A 17,783-nucleotide genomic window follows, 5' to 3' on the forward strand; every position below is an offset into this window, starting at 1 on the left:
ATTCACCACAGGCTGACACACCCTGCCCTTCCTTCGAAAAAGTCAGACTTTTAAGTTTGAACGTGTCCGGCCAGCACACCGCACTATGCGAGGACTTCTTGAAGATGAGCACGCAGACCTCCGACAGCTTCGAGTGGACCGACCTCGACCGGCGCGCCGTGGATACCGCCCGCCTCCTGGCGGCCGATGCGGTGCAGAAGGTAGGCAACGGACACCCGGGCACCGCGATGAGCCTGGCTCCTGCCGCGTATACGATCTTTCAAAAGGTGATGCGTCATGACCCCGCTGACCCGGAGTGGGCCGGCCGTGACCGCTTCGTCCTGTCCCCGGGCCACACCTCGCTGACCCTGTACACCCAGTTGTTCCTCGCGGGGTACGAGCTGGAACTGGACGACCTGAAGGCGTTCCGCACCCACGGTTCGAAGACTCCGGGCCACCCCGAGTACGGCCACACCGCCGGTGTGGAGACGACCACGGGACCGCTCGGCCAGGGTGTCGCGAACGCCGTCGGCATGGCGATGGCCGCCCGCTACGAGCGCGGCCTGTTCGACCCGGAGGCCCCCGAGGGCACCTCCCCGTTCGACCACACCGTCTGGGCGATCGTCTCCGACGGCGACCTGGAGGAGGGCGTCTCCGCCGAGGCCTCCTCGCTCGCCGGCCACCAGCGGCTCGGCAACCTGGTCCTCCTCTACGACGACAACCACATCTCGATCGAGGGCGACACCGCGACCGCGTTCTCCGAGGACGTGCTGAAGCGGTACGAGGCCTACGGCTGGCACACCCGGCGGATCGAGCCGACCGCCGACGGCGACGTCGACGTGCCCGCCCTCCACGCCGCCCTGGAGGCCGCGAAGGCCGAGACCGGGCGCCCCTCCCTCATCGCGATGCGCACGATCATCGCCTGGCCGGCCCCGAACGCGCGGAACACCGAGGCCTCCCACGGCTCGGCGCTCGGCGAGGACGAGATCGCCGCGACCAAGCGCGTCCTCGGCTTCGACCCCGAGCGGACCTTCGAGGTGGCCGACGAGGTCCTGCGGCACACCCGTCGGGCCCTGGACCGGGGCGCCGAGGCACACGCGGCCTGGGACAAGCGGATCGCCGAGTGGCGCACGACCGACCCGGAGCGGGCCGTCCTCTTCGACCGGATCGGCAAGGGCGAGCTGCCCGAGGGCTGGGAGGACGCCCTGCCCGTCTTCGAGGAGGGCAAGTCGGTCGCCACCCGTGCCGCCTCCGGCAAGGTGCTCCAGGCTCTCGGCCCGATCCTGCCCGAGCTGTGGGGCGGCTCCGCCGACCTCGCCGGCTCCAACAACACCACCATCGACAAGACGTCCTCCTTCCTGCCGAGGGGCAACCCGCTGCCCGAGGCCGACCCGTACGGCCGAACCGTGCACTTCGGTATCCGCGAGTTCTCCATGGCCGCGGAGATGAACGGCATCGCGCTGCACGGAAACACCCGGATCTACGGCGGCACCTTCCTGGTGTTCTCCGACTACATGCGCAACGCCGTCCGTATGTCGGCGCTGATGCAGCTGCCGGTGACGTACGTGTGGACGCACGACTCCATCGGTCTCGGCGAGGACGGCCCCACCCACCAGCCCGTCGAGCACCTGGCCTCGCTGCGCGCCATTCCGGGGCTGAACGTCGTCCGCCCGGCCGACGCCAACGAGACCGCGATCGCCTGGGCCGAGATCCTGAAGAGGCACGCCACGAACCCCGCCCCGCACGGGCTCGCGCTCACCCGCCAGGGCGTGCCGGTGTACGCGCCCGACGAGGACGCGGCCAAGGGCGGCTACGTCCTGCGCGAGTCCTCGACGGAGGTCCCGGAGGTGATCATCATCGCGACGGGCTCCGAGGTGCACCTCGCCGTGGCCGCGCGCGAGCGGCTGGAGGCCGAGGGGATCGGTACCCGGGTGGTGTCGATGCCGTCCGTGGAGTGGTTCGAGGAGCAGCCGCGCGAGTACCGCGAGCGGGTGCTGCCGCCCGCCGTCCGGGCCCGGGTCGCCGTGGAGGCCGGCATCGGCCTGACCTGGCACCGGTTCACCGGCGACGCCGGACGCATCGTCTCCCTGGAGCACTTCGGTGCCTCCGCGGACGCCTCGACCCTGTTCGCCGAATTCGGCTTCACCCCCGAGGACGTCGCCGCCGCAGCCCGCGAGTCGCTCGCTGCCGCGCGCGCCTGATCCGAACGCGACAAGAAAGATGAGTACCGTGACCGAAGCAATCGCCACCGCCGGAGCCCTGAAGCGCCTGTCCGACGAGGGTGTCTCCATCTGGCTGGACGACCTGTCGCGCACCCGGATCACCTCGGGCAACCTGGCCGGTCTGATCGAGAACCGCAACGTCGTCGGTGTGACCACCAACCCGTCGATCTTCCAGGCCGCCATAGGCTCCGGCGAGGGCTACGAGGAGCAGCTGACCGATCTCGCCGTACGCGGGGTCACGGTCGACGAGGCCGTACGGATGATGACGACCGCCGACGTCCGCGCCGCCGCCGACGTGCTGCGCCCGGTGTACGACGCCACCGGCGGGCGGGACGGCCGGGTCTCCATCGAGGTCGACCCGCGGCTCGCCCACGACACCGGGGCCACCGTCGCCGAGGCCAAGCAGCTCGCCTGGCTGGTGGACCGGCCCAACGTGATGATCAAGATCCCGGCCACCCGGGCGGGTCTCCCGGCGATCACCGAGGTCATCGGCCTGGGCATCAGCGTCAACGTGACGCTGATCTTCTCGCTGGAGCGCTACCGCGAGGTCATGGCCGCCTACCTGGCCGGTCTGGAGAAGGCCCGCGAGCGGGGAGTCGACCTGTCGGCGATCCACTCGGTGGCGTCCTTCTTCGTCTCCCGCGTGGACGCCGAGATCGACGGGCGGCTGACCGCCCTCGGCACCGACGAGGCCCGGGCGCTCAGGGGCCGCGCGGCCCTCGCCAACGCCCGCCTCGCCTACCAGGCCTACGAGGAGGTCTTCGCCTCCGCGCGCTGGACCGCCCTCGCCGGGGACAAGGCGAACCGGCAGCGGCCGCTGTGGGCGTCCACCGGGGTGAAGGACCCCGCGTACAAGGACACCCTGTACGTGGACGAACTCGTCGCGCCGGGCACCGTCAACACCATGCCGGAGGCCACCCTGATCGCCGCGGCCGACCACGGCGAGATCACCGGCGACACCGTGACCGGCGGCTACGCGCAGGCCCACGCCGACCTGGCCGCCGTGGAGCGGCTCGGCATCTCCTACGACGAGGTCGTCCAGAAGCTCGAGGACGAGGGCGTCGCCAAGTTCGAGGCGGCCTGGCAGGACCTGCTGCAGGCCGTCACCAGGTCCCTGGACAGCAAGGGAGTTGACGCGTAATGACGAACCAGGCTCCGGAGGCCCCGGCCGCGCGACAGGACGTCCGCGTGCCGGTGGCCCCGGCCGCCGACTGGGTGAACCCGCTCCGGGACACCCGTGATCGCCGGCTCCCCCGCATCGCGGGCCCGTCCGGTCTGGTCATCTTCGGCGTGACCGGTGACCTGTCCCGCAAGAAGCTCATGCCGGCCGTCTACGACCTGGCCAACCGCGGCCTGCTGCCGCCGGGCTTCTCCCTCGTCGGGTTCTCCCGCCGGGACTGGGAGGACCAGGACTTCGCGCAGGTCGTGCACGACGCCGTGCGCGAGCACTCGCGCACCCCGTTCCGGGAGGAGGTGTGGCAGCAGCTCGCCGAGGGCATGCGGTTCATCCCCGGCGACTTCGACGACGACACCGCCTTCAAGCAGCTGAAGGACGCCGTCGACGAGCTGGACGCCTCCCGCGGCACCGGCGGCAACTTCGCGTACTACCTCTCGGTGCCGCCGAAGTTCTTCCCCAAGGTCGTGCAGCAGCTGAAGAAGCACGGCCTGGCGAGCCCCCCGGAGGGCTCGTGGCGGCGCGCGGTCATCGAGAAGCCGTTCGGCCACGACCTGGCCAGCGCGCGCGAGCTGAACGCGATCGTGCACGAGGTGTTCGAGCCGGACCAGGTGTTCCGGATCGACCACTACCTCGGCAAGGAGACCGTCCAGAACATCCTGGCGCTGCGCTTCGCCAACCAGATGTACGAGCCGATCTGGAACCGCAGTTACGTCGACCACGTGCAGATCACGATGGCGGAGGACATCGGCATCGGCGGCCGGGCCGGCTACTACGACGGCATCGGCGCCGCCCGTGACGTCATCCAGAACCACCTGCTCCAGTTGATGGCGCTCACCGCCATGGAGGAGCCGATCGCGTTCGACGCGGAGGCGCTGCTCACGGAGAAGCTGAAGGTGCTGAAGTCGGTGCGGCTGCCGCAGGAGCTGGGCCGCAGCACCGTGTTCGGGCAGTACGTGGGCGGCTGGCAGGGCGGCGAGAAGGTCGTCGGCTACCTGGAGGAGGACGGCATCGACCCCCAGTCGAAGACCGACACCTTCGCCGCGATCAAGCTGGGCATCGACAACCGCCGCTGGGCGGGCATCCCGTTCTACCTGCGCGCCGGCAAGCGGCTCGGCCGCCGGGTCACCGAGATCGCGGTGGTCTTCAAGCGGGCCCCGCACTCGCCGTTCGACGCCACGGCCACCGAGGAGCTGGGCCAGAACGCGATCGTCATCCGCGTCCAGCCCGACGAGGGCATGACCGTGCGGTTCGGGTCGAAGGTGCCGGGCACGTCCATGGAGATCCGGGACGTCTCGATGGACTTCGCCTACGGCGAGTCCTTCACCGAGTCCAGCCCCGAGGCGTACGAGCGCCTCATCCTGGACGTGCTGCTCGGCGACGCCAATTTGTTCCCCCGTCACCAGGAAGTGGAAGAGTCCTGGAAGATCCTCGACCCGATCGAGGAGTACTGGGCGGCGCACGGCAGGCCGGCGCAGTACGCGTCGGGCAGCTGGGGACCGAGGGAAGCGGACGAGATGCTCGCACGAGACGGACGGAGCTGGCGCAGGCCATGAAGATCGACCTGACCGACACCACGGCAAGCAAGATCAACAAGGCGCTGGTGCAGGGCCGCCGCGCCATCGGCACACCGGCCGTGGGCATGGTCCTGACGATGGTCATCGTCACGGACGAGGAGAACGCCTACGACTCGATCAAGGCCGCCGAGGAGGCCTCGCACGAGCACCCCTCGCGCACCCTGGTCGTCATCAAGCGGCACGCCCGCACCCTGCGCGACCGCACCGCCTCCCGGCTCGACGCGGAGGTCCGGGTCGGCTCCGAGGCGGGCACCGGCGAGACGGTCGTCCTGCGCACCTACGGCGAGGTGTCCGACCACGCCGACTCGGTCGTCCTGCCGCTGCTGCTGCCGGACGCCCCGGTGGTCGTGTGGTGGCCGGTGGACGCGCCCGAGGCACCGGCCAAGGATCCCCTGGGCGCGCTGGCCCAGCGGCGGATCACCGACCTGTACGCGGTCGAGCGGCCCATGGAGGTCCTGAACAACCGCGCCCGCACCTACGCCCCCGGCGACACCGACCTCGCCTGGACCCGGCTCACGCTGTGGCGGTCCATGCTGGCCGCCGCGCTGGACCAGGCACGCGTGAAGGTGACGTCGGCGGCCGTCGAGGCCGAGGCCGACAACCCCAGCGCCGAGCTGCTGGCCCGCTGGCTTGAGGCCCGGCTGCACGTCTCCGTGGACCGCGTGGTCACCGCCGGACCCGTCGTCACCGCCGTGAAGCTGGGTACCGGTACCGGCGAGATCGTCATCGACCGCCCCGAGGGCCCCCTCGCGACCCTGACCCTGCCGGGCCAGCCGCCGCGCACCCTCGCCCTGAAGGTCCGCCCCACCTCCGAACTCATCGCCGAGGAGCTGCGCCGCCTCGACGCCGACGAGATGTACGCCATCGCCCTGACGGGCGAGGCAGCCAAGGAGAACGCCTGACATGTCCGACGCCCCGTCAGACACCACCGAGCTCACCCGCCGGCCCGAGTGGACGGCCCTGGCCGACCATCGCGCCAAACAGCAGCCGCACCTGCGCGAGCTGTTCGCGACCGACCCCGGCCGCGCCGAGCGCTACGTCGTCGAGGTCGGCGACCTCCGCATCGACTACAGCAAGCACCTGATCACCGACGAGACGCTGCGGCTGCTGCGCGAGCTGGCCGCCGCGAGGGACGTGTTCGCGTTGCGGGACGCGATGTTCCGTGGTGAGCGGATCAATGTGACCGAGAACCGGGCGGTGCTGCACACGGCGTTGCGTGCGCGGCGGGACGCGGTGGTCGAGGTCGATGGTGAGAACGTCGTGCCCGCTGTGCATGCCGTGTTGGAGAAGATGGCCGGTTTCGCGGACCGGGTGCGTTCGGGTGAGTGGCGGGGTCATACCGGCCGGCGTATCCGGAACGTGGTCAACGTCGGGATCGGTGGGTCGGATCTGGGCCCGGCGATGGCCTACGAGGCGCTGCGTGCTTTCACCGACCGTGATCTGACGGTGCGTTTCGTCTCCAACGTGGACGGTGCGGATCTGCACGAGGCCACGCGGGATCTGGATCCGGCCGAGACGCTGTTCGTGATCGCGTCGAAGACGTTCACCACGATCGAGACGATCACCAACGCGACGTCCGCCCGTAAGTGGGTGCTGGACGCGCTGGGCGACGAATCGGCGGTGGCGCGGCATTTCGTGGCGCTGTCGACGAACGCCGAGAAGGTGGCGGAGTTCGGTATCGACGTGGCGAACATGTTCGAGTTCTGGGACTGGGTGGGGGGCCGGTACTCCTACGACTCCGCGATCGGCCTGTCGTTGATGATCGCGATCGGTCCGGACCGGTTCCGGCAGATGCTCGATGGTTTCCATCTGGTCGACGAGCATTTCCGCACGGCGCCGGCGGAGGCGAACGCGCCGTTGCTGATGGGTCTGCTGGGGATCTGGTACGGCAACTTCCATGACGCGCAGTCGCATGCGGTGCTGCCGTACTCGCATTACCTGTCGCGGTTCACGGCGTATCTGCAGCAGCTGGACATGGAGTCCAACGGCAAGTCGGTGCAGCGTGACGGTGAGCCGGTGCACTGGCAGACGGGTCCGGTGGTGTGGGGCACGCCGGGCACCAACGGGCAGCATGCCTACTACCAGTTGCTCCATCAGGGCACCAAGCTGATCCCGGCGGACTTCATCGGGTTCGCCCGTCCGGTCGGCGAGCTGCGCGGGGAGCTGAAGGACCAGCATGATCTGCTGATGGCGAACTTCTTCGCGCAGACGCAGGCCCTGGCGTTCGGCAAGACCGCCGAGGAGGTCCGTGCGGAAGGTGTCGCCGAGGAGCAGGTCGCGCACCGCACGTTCGGCGGCAACCGTCCCACCACCACGATCCTGGCCCGGGAGCTGACCCCGTCGGTCCTCGGTCAGCTCGTCGCGCTGTACGAGCACAAGGTGTTCGTCCAGGGCGCGGTCTGGAACATCGACTCCTTCGACCAGTGGGGCGTCGAACTCGGCAAGGTCCTCGCCAAACGCGTCGAACCCGCCCTCACCGAAGGCGCCGACGTCCCCGGCCTCGACCCCTCCACCAAAGCACTCGTCGCCGCCTACCGCACTCTCAAGAACGCTCAGGAGAACTGATCATGCAGCTCGGTCTCATCGGTCTCGGCAAGATGGGCGGCAACATGCGCGAGCGGATCCGCCGCGCCGGCCACACCGTCATCGGCTACGACCGCAATCCCGAAGTCTCCGACGTCAAGAGCCTCGCCGAGCTGGTCGAGAAGCTGGACGCGCCCCGCCGCGTGTGGGTGATGGTCCCGGCCGGCACCGCCACCCAGGGCGTCATCGACGAGCTCAAGGACCTGCTGTCCGAGGGCGACACCGTCATCGACGGCGGCAACTCCCGCTGGACCGACGACGAGAAGCACGCCGCCGAACTCGGCATCAAGGGCATCGGCTTCGTCGACGCGGGTGTCTCCGGCGGCGTGTGGGGTCTGCAGAACGGCTACGCGCTCATGGTCGGCGGCGACAAGGAGCACGTCGAACCGCTGAAGCCGGTCTTCGACGCGCTCAAGCCGGAGGGCCCGTACGGATACGTCCACGCCGGCCGGGTCGGCGCCGGGCACTTCTCGAAGATGGTCCACAACGGCATCGAGTACGCCATGATGCAGGCCTACGCCGAGGGCTGGGAGCTGCTGGAGAAGGTCAAGTCGGTGGACAACGTCCGCGAGGTGTTCCGCTCCTGGCAGGAGGGCACGGTCATCCGCTCCTGGCTGCTCGACCTCGCGGTCAACGCCCTGGACGAGGACCAGCACCTGGAGAACCTGCGCGGCTACGCGGAGGACTCCGGCGAGGGCCGCTGGACCGTCGAGGCGGCCATCGACAACGCGGTGCCGCTGCCCGCGATCACGGCCTCCCTGTTCGCCCGGTTCGCCTCCCGGCAGGACGACTCGCCGCAGATGAAGATGATCGCGGCGCTGCGCAACCAGTTCGGCGGCCACGCCGTCGAGAAGAAGGGCTGACCCGCCGTGGGGGACCTCCTGCTGGTCCGCCACGGTGAGACGGAGTGGAGCGTGTCGGGCCGGCACACCAGCTGGACCGACCTGCCCCTGACCGAGCACGGCGAGGAACAGGCCAAGTCCCTCGCCCCGCTCCTCACCGGCCGGACCTACGCCCGCGCGCTGTCCAGCCCGCTGGGCCGCGCGATACGCACCGCCGAACTGGCGGGTCTGCCCGGGGTCGTGTCCGATCCCGACCTGCACGAGTGGGACTACGGCGGCTACGAGGGCATCACCACCGCCGAGATCCACCGCACCCGGCCGGGCTGGGACCTGTGGAACGACGGCGTGCCGCCCGGCCCGCCGGGACACCCGGGCGAGTCACCCGCGGAGATCGGCGCCCGCGCCGACCGGGTCCTGGCCCGCGTCGACGCCGCCCTTGCCGAGGACACCGGCGACGTGGTCCTCGTCGCCCACGCCCACTTCCTGCGGGTGCTCACCGCGCGCCGCCTGGGCCTGCCCCCGGCGGAGGGCCGCCTGTTCCAGCTGGCCACGGCCACGGTCAGCCGCCTCTCCACGGAGCACGGCCGCCCGGTGATCGCGGAGTGGAACGTGCGTCCGTAAACAGACGGTTGACACAGTTACCGGGGCCCGCCGGAGTCACGGCCGATGGAGATCAAACGATCCGACACCGGCCGAACGACGACTCCGGCGGGCCTTCGCCACGGGTGCGGAATGGACTTCCGCGACGAGGGAACGGCCCCCGGGAACCCGGCGAGAGGGCCGCCCTCAAGCTCCTGACCGGCTGGATCCCGGCCACGACCGTGGTCGTCGGAGTCACCCGTGCCGTCAGCCGGCGGTGAGGGCGCGGAGGCGGACCTCCCGGGGACGCCACTGACGTACCGACCAGTACATCAGTTCCGCGGGATGCGGCGGGTGTGACGAAGACCCCGGCCGGTACGGGCGGTCCGGCTTCTAGAATCACCGGCACGCGACCGCGCGTGCCGCCCAGGCGTCCCCTGGCCCCCGGAGGAATCCGATGACGAGCGTCGAAGAACCGCCGCGATCCGCGGGACGCGTGCGCGACGCCGCCCGCACCCGGGCCGAGATCCTCGACGTGGCCACGCAGGAGTTCGCCCGGGCCGGCTACGACGGCGCCCGCGTCGACGAGATCGCGGCCCGCACCCGCACCACGAAGCGGATGATCTACTACTACTTCGGCGGCAAGGAGCAGCTGTTCACGGCCGCGCTGGAGCGGGCCTACGGCGCGATCCGGGAGGCCGAGCGGCAGCTGGACGTGGAGCACCTGGACCCGGTCGCGGCGATCCGGCGGCTGGCCGAGGTCACCTTCGACCACCACGAGCGGAACCCGGACTTCATCCGTCTGGTCAGCATCGAGAACATCCACGGCGCCGAGCACATCGCGGCCTCCGGGAAGCTGGACAGGATCGGCTCCCCGGCGCTGGAGGTGATCCGCCGGATCCTGGCCGCGGGGCAGGAGTCCGAGCTGTTCAGGGCCGACGTGGACGCGGTCGACCTGCACGCGGTGATCAGCTCGTTCTGTTTCTTCCGGGTCGCCAACCGGCACACCTTCGGGGTCCTGTTCGGCCGGAACCTGGTGGCTCCGGCGCGGCGCGAGCACTACCGGACCATGCTCGGGGACATGGTGATCGCGTACCTGACGGCGGACCGCGCCCTCGGCTGAGCGGCGGCCGGCCGCGCCGAGCACACCCGGCCCGCCCTCACCCCGCGCCGGTCGCCGCCTCGTCGAGGAGGGGGCCGAGTTCGCGTGCGACCGTGGTCAGGGGTGCGGCGTCCTGTTCGGCGCGGGCGAGGACGATGGCGCCCTCCAGGGTGCTGATCATCAGCGTGGCCAGGCTTCCGGCGCGGCCGGCCGGGACGCCCATGCCGGTGAGGGCCTCGGCGAGCGGGCCCCGCCAGGTGGCGAACGCGGCGGCCGCCGCCTCGCGGGTCGAGGTGCCGGCCGAGGCGCAGTCGACGGTGGCGGCGGCCACCGGGCAGCCCTTGGCGAAACCGTCCGTCCGGTACTCCTCGGTCCACTGCGCGACCATCGCCGCGAACAGCGCGCCCGGCGTCGGTTCGTCGAGCCCCGCCACGAAGCGCGCGATCCGTCCGCCGGCGTACCGCCCCGCCCAGTCGACGGCCTCGTTGACCAGTTGTTCCTTGCCGCCCGGGAAGTAGTGCTGGAGGGAGCCGCGCGGCGCCCCGGCGTGTTCGGCGACGTCGCGCATGCCGGTCGCCGTGACCCCGTCGCGCCGGATGAGCTGGGCCGCGCTGAAGACCATCCGCTCCCGCGGTCCCCGCCGCGCATCGCCCATCGTCCGACCTCCGCTCGCCTCCCCCCACCCTATGACGGGTGTCATAACGCCCGCTACTATGACGGGTGTCATAGTCAGGCTCGCGTCAGCGGAGGGCGGCCACCCGTGAACGTCGGTTTCCTCGGCCTCGGAGTCATGGGCCGGCCCATGGCGCTGCGTCTGGCCTCGGCCGGCGTCCCCCTGGTGGTGTGGAACCGGACCCCCGAACGCACCGAACCCCTGCGCGCGGCCGGGGCCCAGGTCGCCGGGGGCGTGGACGAGGTGTTCGAGCGGGCGGGCGTGGTGCTGCTGATGCTGGCCGACGAGGCCGCCGTGGACACGGTCCTCGGCCGCGGCGCCCCCGGACTGGCCGCACGGGTCGCGGGGCGGACCGTCGTCCACATGGGTACCACCTCCCCCGAGTACTCCCGCGCCCTGGAAGCCGACGTGCGCGCCGCCGGCGGCCGGTACGTCGAGGCACCCGTCTCCGGATCACGGGTCCCGGCCGAGCAGGGGCAGCTGGTGGCGATGCTCGCCGGGGAGGAGGACGCCGTGGACGCCGTACGGCCGCTGCTCGCACCGCTGTGCCGGGAGACGTTCGTGTGCGGTCCCGCGCCCGGCGCCCTGCTGATGAAGCTCTCCGTGAACCTCTTCCTGATCACCCTCGTGACCGGACTGACGGAGGCGTTCCACTTCGCCGAGCGCCAGGGCCTGGACCGGCGGCTGTTCCTGGACGTCCTCGACGCGGGCCCCATGGCCAGCGGGGTCTCCCGGATGAAGGCGCCCAAGCTGCGCGAGCGGGACTTCGCGGTGCAGGCGGCCGCGCTGGACGTGCTCAAGAACAACCGGCTCATCGCCGAGGCGGCCCGCGGGACCGGCCTCGCCTCACCGCTCCTCGACGTCTGCCACACCCTGTTCGAGGAGACGGTGGCGCAGGGGCACGGCGGCGAGGACATGGTCGCCGTACTGCGGGCGATCGAGGCGCGGACCGCCGGGACGCCGTGACCGCTTCCCGGCCGGCCGCGCCTCAGCGCTTCGGGGCGCCGTACGCCCGCTCGACGCGCAGCCGCACCACGAGACGGCGGTCGCGGACCATCGCGGCACGGTACTCGTCCCAGTCAGGGTGTTCGCCGAGCACCTCGCGGTAGAGCCGGATGAGTTCCTCGACGGTCTCGTCGTGCGGGTCGCGGGCGACCGGCGTCAGCTCCGCCGTGCCCTCCGCGACGGTGTACGCCCAGCGGTCGCCGCTGGTCACGTGGTACGAGGCGCGGGGGTCGCGGCGCAGATTGCGGGTCTTGGCGCGGTCGTCGGTGACCGAGATGCGGATGGTCCGTTCGTCCGGGTCATAGGCGTGGCTGACGTTGGACAGCTGCGGGCGGCCGTCGCGCTTGAGGGTGACCAGCACCCCGCCGTGGCCTTCGGAGAGCAGTTCGAGCAGCGCGTCCTGCGCGGAGTCCTGGTTCATATCCGTGTCAACTGTCGCGGGCCGTGCGGGCATTCCCCGGCGCCGGATCGGCGGGCACCGCCCGCTCACGCCGGTAGACACTGTCTACCCAGCACTGGTAGACAGTGTCTATGACCGCATCCGACACCACCCTGCGCGAGCGGCTCGTCGACGCCGGCGTGGAGCTGCTGGCCGCCGAGGGGCCGCAGGCGCTGACCTTGCGGGAGATCGCCCGGCGCGCGGGCGTCTCGCACGGGGCACCGCGCCGCTACTTCCCCACCCACCGGGAACTGCTGTCGGCCATCGCCCGCCGGGGCTTCGCCGAGCTGGCGGCCCGGACCGAGGCGACGCTCGCACGGGAGCCGGCCGATCCCCGTGCCCGGGTGGCGGCACTGGCGCGGACCTACGTGGAGTTCTCGCTGGACAGCCCCGGCATGTACGAGCTGATGTTCCGTCACGATCTGCTGGAGAGCGGTCACCTCGGGCTGCGGGAGACCAGCCTTCCCCTGTTCGCGCTGCTCACGGAGCTCGTCGGCCGCGCCGGTCCCGAGGCGCAGGCCCGGCAGGTGGCGGGCGCGCTGTGGGCGAACCTGCACGGCCTCGCCCAGCTGTGGCGCTGGCGCAGCCTCCAACTGGCCGTCGGCGAAGACGATCTCGGAGCCCTCCTCGATGCCGTCCTGCGCGCGCACCTCGGCCCCGGCAGCGACCGGTGAACCGGCGGTGGACGCTGGTGAGCAGCGTGGCGGGCGCGGTGATCGTCGCCCTGGACGGCACGGCCCTCACCGTCGCGCAACCCAGCCTGCAACGGGAGTTGCAGGCGGGCTTCGCCGGCGTGCAGTGGACGAGTACCGCGTATCTGGTCGCGGTGGCGAGCCTGCTGGTGTTCACGGGGCGGCTCGGCGACCGGTACGGGCACCGGCGGATGTTCGGGCTCGGCATGCTGGGCTTCGGCGCGGTCTCGGCCGGCATCGGACTCGCGCCCACGGTGGGCTGGGTGATCGGACTCCGGGCTGTGCAGGGCGTGTTCGGGGCACTGCTCCAGCCCGCGACGCTGGGCATGCTGCGGGCCGCTTACCCGCCGGACCGGCTGGCGAAGCCCCTCGCCGTGCGGACCGCCGCGATCGGACTGGCAGCGGCCGCGGGCCCGTTGGCGGGCGGGGCGCTGGTGTCCGGGCTGGGCTGGCGGGCGGTGTTCCTCGTCAACGTGCTGCCCGCGCTGGCCTTCGGACTGCCGGCCCTGCTCCGGCCGGAGCACCGCCCGGCGAACCTCCGGACTCCGCTGGACCTGCCGGGTGCCGCGCTGCTCGCGGTGACCCTGGCCTGCCTGGTGCACACCCTCACCGGCCGGCCCGCCTCCCCGGTGGGGGTGGTCGTCGCCCTGCTCACGGCCGCCGCCCTCGTCGCGCACGAGCGGCGCACGGCGAGTCCGCTGCTGCCGCCCGAGGTGATCGGCTCTCGGGCGGTCGGGGCGGCCCTCGGCATCCTGGTCACCGTGTCCGCGTCACTCTTCGGCACCCTGTTCGTCGCCACGTACGTCCTTCAGCGCCGGCTCGGCATGGACGCGTTCCGCAGTGCGCTGATCAGCCTGCCGCTGGCGGTGCTGATGATCCTGTCCGCCGCCCTGTGCCCCGGACTGCTGCGCCGGCTGGGGGCGCGCCGGGCGACGGCAGGGGCCACGGCGCTGCTCGCGCTCGGTGTCCTCGTACTGTCCCGTACCACCGCCGTGCCCCTCCTGGCCTGCGGGTTCGCGGCGCTGGGCGCGGGGTTCGGCACGGTGATGGTGACGGCCACCCACGTGATCGTGCACCGAGCGGACGTGGCAGTGGCCGGAGTGGCGGGCGGGCTCCAGCAGACCGCGCTGAACGTCGGCCCCGCCGTGGGCGTGGCCGCGGCGGCGGCGCTGCTCGGCGCGGGCACCGGACCGGCCCTGCTCACCCTGGCGGCCGTGGCCGCGCTCGCCGTACCCCTGAGCGGCGCGCTGCCCGCCGCCGCCGGCGTCACGTCGCTCGCGGAGACCGCAGAAGAGCGGGTCCCCGGCGGCATTCCTGCGCGATCATGAGGGACGGGTGGGTGCCGGTGGGGTAGGCGGTACACACCGCGAGGGACACGAGCGGAGGAGAGCGATGGGACGACTGCGGCAGGAAGCCGAGCCCGGTGAGGCCGGGCTGGACGCCGAGGCGCTGGGCCGCCTGGACCGGAGCTTCGCCCGGCACGTCGACGAGGGGCGGCTGCCCGGCCACCTGCTGGCCGTGGCCCGCGGCGGGCGGGTCGCCCACCTGACGACGTACGGCCTGCGCGACGTCGCTGCCGGGCTGCCGGTCGAGCCGGACACCCTGTGGCGGATCTACTCGATGACCAAGCCGGTGACGGCCGTCGCGGTGCTGATGCTGGCGGAGGAGGGCGGGCTGTCCCTGGACGATCCGCTGGAGCGCCATCTGCCGGCGTTCGCCGAACCGCGTGTGTACGAGGGCGGTTCGGGCGCCGGCGTCCGCACCCGCCCGGCCGCCGGTCCCATCCTGCTGCGGCACCTGCTCACCCACACCGCCGGCCTGACGTTCGGCTTCTACCACAAGCACCCGGTCGACGCCCTGTACCGCGAGGCCGGCCTGGAGTACTCGGTGCCGCCGGGCGCCGGTCTGGCCGAGACGGTCGAGGTGTACGCGCGGATGCCGCTGCAGTTCGATCCGGGCACGCAGTGGAACTACTCGGTCGCCTCCAATGTGCTCGGCCGGGTCGTCGAGGTGGTCTCCGGGCAGCCGCTGGACGCCTTCTTCGCCGAGCGGATCCTCGGCCCGCTCGGCATGTCCGACACCGGCTTCCAGGTCGCGCCCGAACAGGCGTGCCGACTGGCCGAGTTGTACGGCGAGACGGAGGACGGCGGGATCACGCCGGTGCCGGGGCTGCCGGTGCACGGCCGGCCGCGGTTCCTGTCCGGCAGCGGCGGCCTGGTCTCCTCGGCACTCGACTTCCACCGGTTCATGGAGATGCTGCGCCGGGGCGGTGAGCTGGACGGTGTCCGGCTGCTGTCCGCGAAGACCGTCGCGGCGATGACCCGCAACCAACTGCCCGGCGACGCGATCCTGCGGGAGTTCGGCGCGCCCGTCCACCGGGAGCCCGGCATGGACGGCCTCGGCTTCGGCTTCAACGTCTCCGTGGTCGTCGACCCGTCCCGCACCCTCGCCCCGTCGAGCCCCGGCACGTACGGCTGGACCGGCGCGGCCACCACCGCGTTCTGGATCGCCCCCCGCCACGACCTCACGGTGCAGTTCATGAGCCAGGTACGCCCGAAGTCCCTGAAGGTCTTCCCGGAACTGCGCCGCCTGGTGCACGAGTCCATCGTGGACTGACGGCCCGGTCTACAGTCCCGCCCATGGGAATCACCACGGCCTGGAGCATCAGTGCCCACGACGACTCGTTCATCGCCGAGTTGGCTCCGCGCTGTCTGCCGCTGATCGAGGCGGAGCGGAACGAGCCGCTCGCCCGTGACCGGTGGGCCCGCTGGACGGCCGGGGGCATGACGGCCGAACCGTCCGAGGAGTTCCTGGACCTGGTCCGGGGCGGTGGGTACGTCCAGCGGATGTACGACGGGCTGTCCGAGGACGATCCGTTCTCCCTGCTGGACGACGTGTGGGGCCAGGAGGACATCGGCGACCGCGTCTTCCTCGGCGTGCGGAGCAAGGACTGGGCCGTGCGGTCCTTCTTCCACGCGGTCGGGCCCGACCGGGCCGCGCTGGTCCCCGGCTGGTGCGGCAACTTCCTGCTCACCTCTGCCGAGGTGCGGGACACCCTGCCCGAGGTCGAACGGGCGTTGACGTTCGGCCCCGTGGACCGGGCCGTCGCCGAGCGGCGGGACTGGCTGGAGTACTCCGACGGGGAGGAGTCGGTCCTCGACGGCCCGTTGCGCCTGTGGCGGCTGGCGGCACAGCGCGGACTGGGGCTGTGCGGTGTCTCCGTGGTGATCTGGTGAGAGGTTCACGCGGCCGCCTCCTGGATGCCGAGCCCTCCGCGCCGGTGGACGTCCACGGTCTCACCGGGCGCGGGGCGGGGCCGGCGGAGCGCCGCCGGGCACCGCACCCGGCGGAGTGACGAGGCGGCCGCGGCACCGGGTCAGGAACCGTGGGCGACGGCGTCCAGGTGCGGCAGGTGGTGGTCCATCCGCTCGCGCTTGGTCCGCAGATAGGTGATGTTGCTCTCGCACGGCTCGATGAGCAGCGGTACCTGCTCGGCGACCTGGATGCCGTGCCGGGCGAGCGCCTCCAGCTTGCGCGGGTTGTTGGACATCAGGCGTACCGAGCGGACCCCGAGGTCGTGCAGGATCTCCGCGGCGACACCGTAGTCCCGGGCGTCGACGGGCAGGCCCAGCGCCAGGTTGGCCTCGACCGTGTCCAGGCCCTCCGCCTGGAGCGCCATCGCGCGCAGCTTGGCCAGCAGGCCGATGCCACGGCCCTCGTGGCCCCTCAAGTAGACGACGATGCCGCTGCCTTCGGCGACGACCGCACGCATCGCCGCGGCCAGCTGGTCACCGCACTCGCAGTGCTGGGAGCCGAACGCGTCGCCGGTCAGGCACTCCGAGTGCAGCCGCGTCAGCACGCCCTCGGCGCCGATGTCGCCGTAGACCAGGGCGACTTGCTCGTCACCGCGGTCGTGGTCCAGGTAGCCGATCGCCTGGAATTTCCCGTACACGGTGGGCAGCGGCGCATTCACGACGCGCTCCGCGCCGGAACGCCGCGGGGACTTCTTGCCGAGGACACCGATGTTTTCTGTCATGATCTGATTCCTAAGCAGAGATGAAAGGCCGTGAGAAGGATGACTGGTTCGGGCGCGCGTACGGTGGCACACGGGGTGATGCCGGCGGACACCACGGAAGATGTCCGGACGCGGGGGGCGGGCGTTTCAGCACAGGTGGCCGTCCTTCCCGTGGGGAGTTTCGAGCAGCACGGTCCGTTCCTTCCGTTGGCGACCGACACGCTGATCGCCTGCACCGTGGCGCGGGAGATCGCCGCCGCGTACCCGGTGCACCTCCTTCCTCCGCTGACCATCGCGTGCTCGCACGAGCACGCGGACTGGCCGGGGACCGTCAGCATCTCCGCCGCGACGCTGCACGCGGTGGTGCGGGACATCGCCGAGTCGCTGCGCCGCTCGGGCGTGCAGGCGCTCGTCGTGGTCAACGGGCACGGCGGCAACTACGTGCTGGGCAACGTCGTCCAGGAGGCCTCCGCGCGTGGGGAGCGGGCGGCCCTGTTCCCGGCCGCCGAGGACTGGGAGGCGGCCCGGGAGCGGGCCGGGGTGCAGACCTCGCTGCTCACCGACATGCACGCGGGAGAAATCGAGACCTCGATTCTTCTGCACGCTCACCCCGAATTCGTCCGCCCTGGTTACGAGTCCGCCGATTTCATCGCCGACGACCGTCGTCATCTGCTCACCGTGGGAATGTCCGCCTACACCGAATCGGGCGTCATCGGCCGCCCTTCCCTGGGTTCGGCGGAAAAGGGGAAGGAACTGCTGACGAGCCTCGTCGAATCCTTCGAGCCGTATTTCGCGCTGCTCACCTCGGCCGGCCCGCGCGGGTAGTCCGCCGCTGGTGCGCGGCCGGGGTCCGCCGACGCGGCTCCGGCCCGCAGGCCCGCAAACCAGCGGGCGACCAGGA

17 protein-coding genes are annotated in these 17,783 nt (G+C 71.6%); 14 read left to right on the top strand and 3 right to left on the bottom strand.

The window, feature by feature from the left end; all coding sequences use genetic code 11:
• The first annotated feature begins 104 nt into the window (after window positions 1–104).
• The 8 genes from tkt (at window position 105) to BLW57_RS07905 (ending at window position 10,079) form a co-directional block, all read left to right on the top strand.
• Window positions 105–2,180, top strand: coding sequence for a transketolase (gene tkt, locus BLW57_RS07870; protein ID WP_093473190.1), 2,076 nt, complete (start codon window positions 105–107; stop codon window positions 2,178–2,180).
• Window positions 2,181–2,199: 19 nt separating this feature from the next.
• On the top strand, window positions 2,200–3,342 hold the full coding sequence (gene tal / locus BLW57_RS07875) for a transaldolase (RefSeq protein WP_093473193.1): 1,143 nt from the start codon (window positions 2,200–2,202) through the stop codon (window positions 3,340–3,342).
• On the top strand, window positions 3,342–4,931 hold the full coding sequence (gene zwf, locus BLW57_RS07880; RefSeq protein ID WP_093473195.1) for a glucose-6-phosphate dehydrogenase: 1,590 nt from the start codon (window positions 3,342–3,344) through the stop codon (window positions 4,929–4,931). Before tal ends, zwf begins: the two co-directional genes overlap by 1 nt.
• Complete coding sequence (gene opcA, locus BLW57_RS07885; protein ID WP_073891634.1) at window positions 4,928–5,854, top strand: glucose-6-phosphate dehydrogenase assembly protein OpcA; 927 nt, start codon at window positions 4,928–4,930, stop codon at window positions 5,852–5,854. Before zwf ends, opcA begins: the two co-directional genes overlap by 4 nt.
• Window position 5,855: 1 nt before the next feature.
• Window positions 5,856–7,517, top strand: a complete 1,662-nt coding sequence (pgi, locus tag BLW57_RS07890; protein WP_093473197.1) for a glucose-6-phosphate isomerase — start codon at window positions 5,856–5,858, stop codon at window positions 7,515–7,517.
• Window positions 7,518–7,519: 2 nt separating this feature from the next.
• The gene (gene gnd, locus BLW57_RS07895) at window positions 7,520–8,398 is read left to right on the top strand and encodes a phosphogluconate dehydrogenase (NAD(+)-dependent, decarboxylating) (protein ID WP_093473199.1); all 879 of its coding nucleotides are present in this window, start codon (window positions 7,520–7,522) and stop codon (window positions 8,396–8,398) included.
• Between the two features lie 6 nt (window positions 8,399–8,404).
• Window positions 8,405–8,998, top strand: a complete 594-nt coding sequence (locus tag BLW57_RS07900; RefSeq protein ID WP_093473201.1) for a histidine phosphatase family protein — start codon at window positions 8,405–8,407, stop codon at window positions 8,996–8,998.
• Between the two features lie 415 nt (window positions 8,999–9,413).
• Window positions 9,414–10,079 (top strand): TetR/AcrR family transcriptional regulator, encoded by a 666-nt coding sequence (locus BLW57_RS07905; RefSeq protein ID WP_093473203.1) that lies wholly within the window; start codon window positions 9,414–9,416, stop codon window positions 10,077–10,079.
• A gap of 37 nt (window positions 10,080–10,116) precedes the next feature.
• On the opposite strand, the gene BLW57_RS07910 is transcribed toward BLW57_RS07905, so the two are convergent.
• The gene (locus tag BLW57_RS07910) at window positions 10,117–10,713 is read right to left on the bottom strand and encodes a TetR/AcrR family transcriptional regulator (protein ID WP_093473205.1); all 597 of its coding nucleotides are present in this window, start codon (window positions 10,711–10,713) and stop codon (window positions 10,117–10,119) included.
• A 105-nt stretch (window positions 10,714–10,818) separates the two neighbouring features.
• Between BLW57_RS07910 and BLW57_RS07915 the strand changes: the two genes are divergently transcribed.
• Entirely contained in the window at window positions 10,819–11,697 is an 879-nt protein-coding gene (locus BLW57_RS07915) for an NAD(P)-dependent oxidoreductase (RefSeq protein WP_093473207.1), read from the top strand.
• Between the two features lie 22 nt (window positions 11,698–11,719).
• Here BLW57_RS07915 and BLW57_RS07920 read toward each other — a convergent pair whose 3' ends face one another.
• Window positions 11,720–12,157 (bottom strand): PPOX class F420-dependent oxidoreductase, encoded by a 438-nt coding sequence (locus BLW57_RS07920; protein WP_093473209.1) that lies wholly within the window; start codon window positions 12,155–12,157, stop codon window positions 11,720–11,722.
• A gap of 110 nt (window positions 12,158–12,267) precedes the next feature.
• Between BLW57_RS07920 and BLW57_RS07925 the strand changes: the two genes are divergently transcribed.
• The 4 genes from BLW57_RS07925 (at window position 12,268) to BLW57_RS07940 (ending at window position 16,103) form a co-directional block, all read left to right on the top strand.
• Entirely contained in the window at window positions 12,268–12,849 is a 582-nt protein-coding gene (locus tag BLW57_RS07925; protein ID WP_093473211.1) for a TetR/AcrR family transcriptional regulator, read from the top strand.
• Entirely contained in the window at window positions 12,846–14,195 is a 1,350-nt protein-coding gene (locus BLW57_RS07930) for an MFS transporter (RefSeq protein ID WP_093473213.1), read from the top strand. The genes BLW57_RS07925 and BLW57_RS07930 overlap by 4 nt, the downstream gene beginning before the upstream one ends.
• A 64-nt stretch (window positions 14,196–14,259) precedes the next feature.
• Complete coding sequence (locus tag BLW57_RS07935) at window positions 14,260–15,483, top strand: serine hydrolase domain-containing protein (RefSeq protein WP_093473215.1); 1,224 nt, start codon at window positions 14,260–14,262, stop codon at window positions 15,481–15,483.
• A 23-nt stretch (window positions 15,484–15,506) separates the two neighbouring features.
• Window positions 15,507–16,103 (top strand): hypothetical protein, encoded by a 597-nt coding sequence (locus tag BLW57_RS07940; RefSeq protein WP_093473217.1) that lies wholly within the window; start codon window positions 15,507–15,509, stop codon window positions 16,101–16,103.
• Between the two features lie 140 nt (window positions 16,104–16,243).
• Here the strand turns inward: BLW57_RS07940 and ribA are convergent, their stop codons facing one another.
• Window positions 16,244–16,903 (bottom strand): GTP cyclohydrolase II, encoded by a 660-nt coding sequence (gene ribA, locus BLW57_RS07945; protein ID WP_093473219.1) that lies wholly within the window; start codon window positions 16,901–16,903, stop codon window positions 16,244–16,246.
• A 39-nt stretch (window positions 16,904–16,942) separates the two neighbouring features.
• Between ribA and BLW57_RS07950 the strand changes: the two genes are divergently transcribed.
• Window positions 16,943–17,707, top strand: coding sequence for a creatininase family protein (locus tag BLW57_RS07950; RefSeq protein ID WP_093473221.1), 765 nt, complete (start codon window positions 16,943–16,945; stop codon window positions 17,705–17,707).
• The last annotated feature ends 76 nt before the right edge of the window (window positions 17,708–17,783 follow it).

It is taken from the genome of Streptomyces sp. 1222.5 (genome assembly GCF_900105245.1).
Classification (GTDB): Bacteria; Actinomycetota; Actinomycetes; order Streptomycetales; family Streptomycetaceae; genus Streptomyces; species Streptomyces albidocamelliae.

Coding starts and splice junctions, on each gene's coding strand:
- BLW57_RS07950 (WP_093473221.1), top strand. CDS start 16,943: ATGACTGGTTCGGGCGCGCGTACGGTGGCACACGGGGTGATGCCGGCG.
- zwf (WP_093473195.1), top strand. CDS start 3,342: ATGACGAACCAGGCTCCGGAGGCCCCGGCCGCGCGACAGGACGTCCGC.
- BLW57_RS07910 (WP_093473205.1), bottom strand. CDS start 10,713: ATGGGCGATGCGCGGCGGGGACCGCGGGAGCGGATGGTCTTCAGCGCG.
- pgi (WP_093473197.1), top strand. CDS start 5,856: ATGTCCGACGCCCCGTCAGACACCACCGAGCTCACCCGCCGGCCCGAG.
- ribA (WP_093473219.1), bottom strand. CDS start 16,903: ATGACAGAAAACATCGGTGTCCTCGGCAAGAAGTCCCCGCGGCGTTCC.
- BLW57_RS07925 (WP_093473211.1), top strand. CDS start 12,268: ATGACCGCATCCGACACCACCCTGCGCGAGCGGCTCGTCGACGCCGGC.
- BLW57_RS07940 (WP_093473217.1), top strand. CDS start 15,507: ATGGGAATCACCACGGCCTGGAGCATCAGTGCCCACGACGACTCGTTC.
- BLW57_RS07935 (WP_093473215.1), top strand. CDS start 14,260: ATGGGACGACTGCGGCAGGAAGCCGAGCCCGGTGAGGCCGGGCTGGAC.
- BLW57_RS07905 (WP_093473203.1), top strand. CDS start 9,414: ATGACGAGCGTCGAAGAACCGCCGCGATCCGCGGGACGCGTGCGCGAC.
- gnd (WP_093473199.1), top strand. CDS start 7,520: ATGCAGCTCGGTCTCATCGGTCTCGGCAAGATGGGCGGCAACATGCGC.
- BLW57_RS07920 (WP_093473209.1), bottom strand. CDS start 12,157: ATGAACCAGGACTCCGCGCAGGACGCGCTGCTCGAACTGCTCTCCGAA.
- opcA (WP_073891634.1), top strand. CDS start 4,928: ATGAAGATCGACCTGACCGACACCACGGCAAGCAAGATCAACAAGGCG.
- tkt (WP_093473190.1), top strand. CDS start 105: ATGAGCACGCAGACCTCCGACAGCTTCGAGTGGACCGACCTCGACCGG.
- tal (WP_093473193.1), top strand. CDS start 2,200: ATGAGTACCGTGACCGAAGCAATCGCCACCGCCGGAGCCCTGAAGCGC.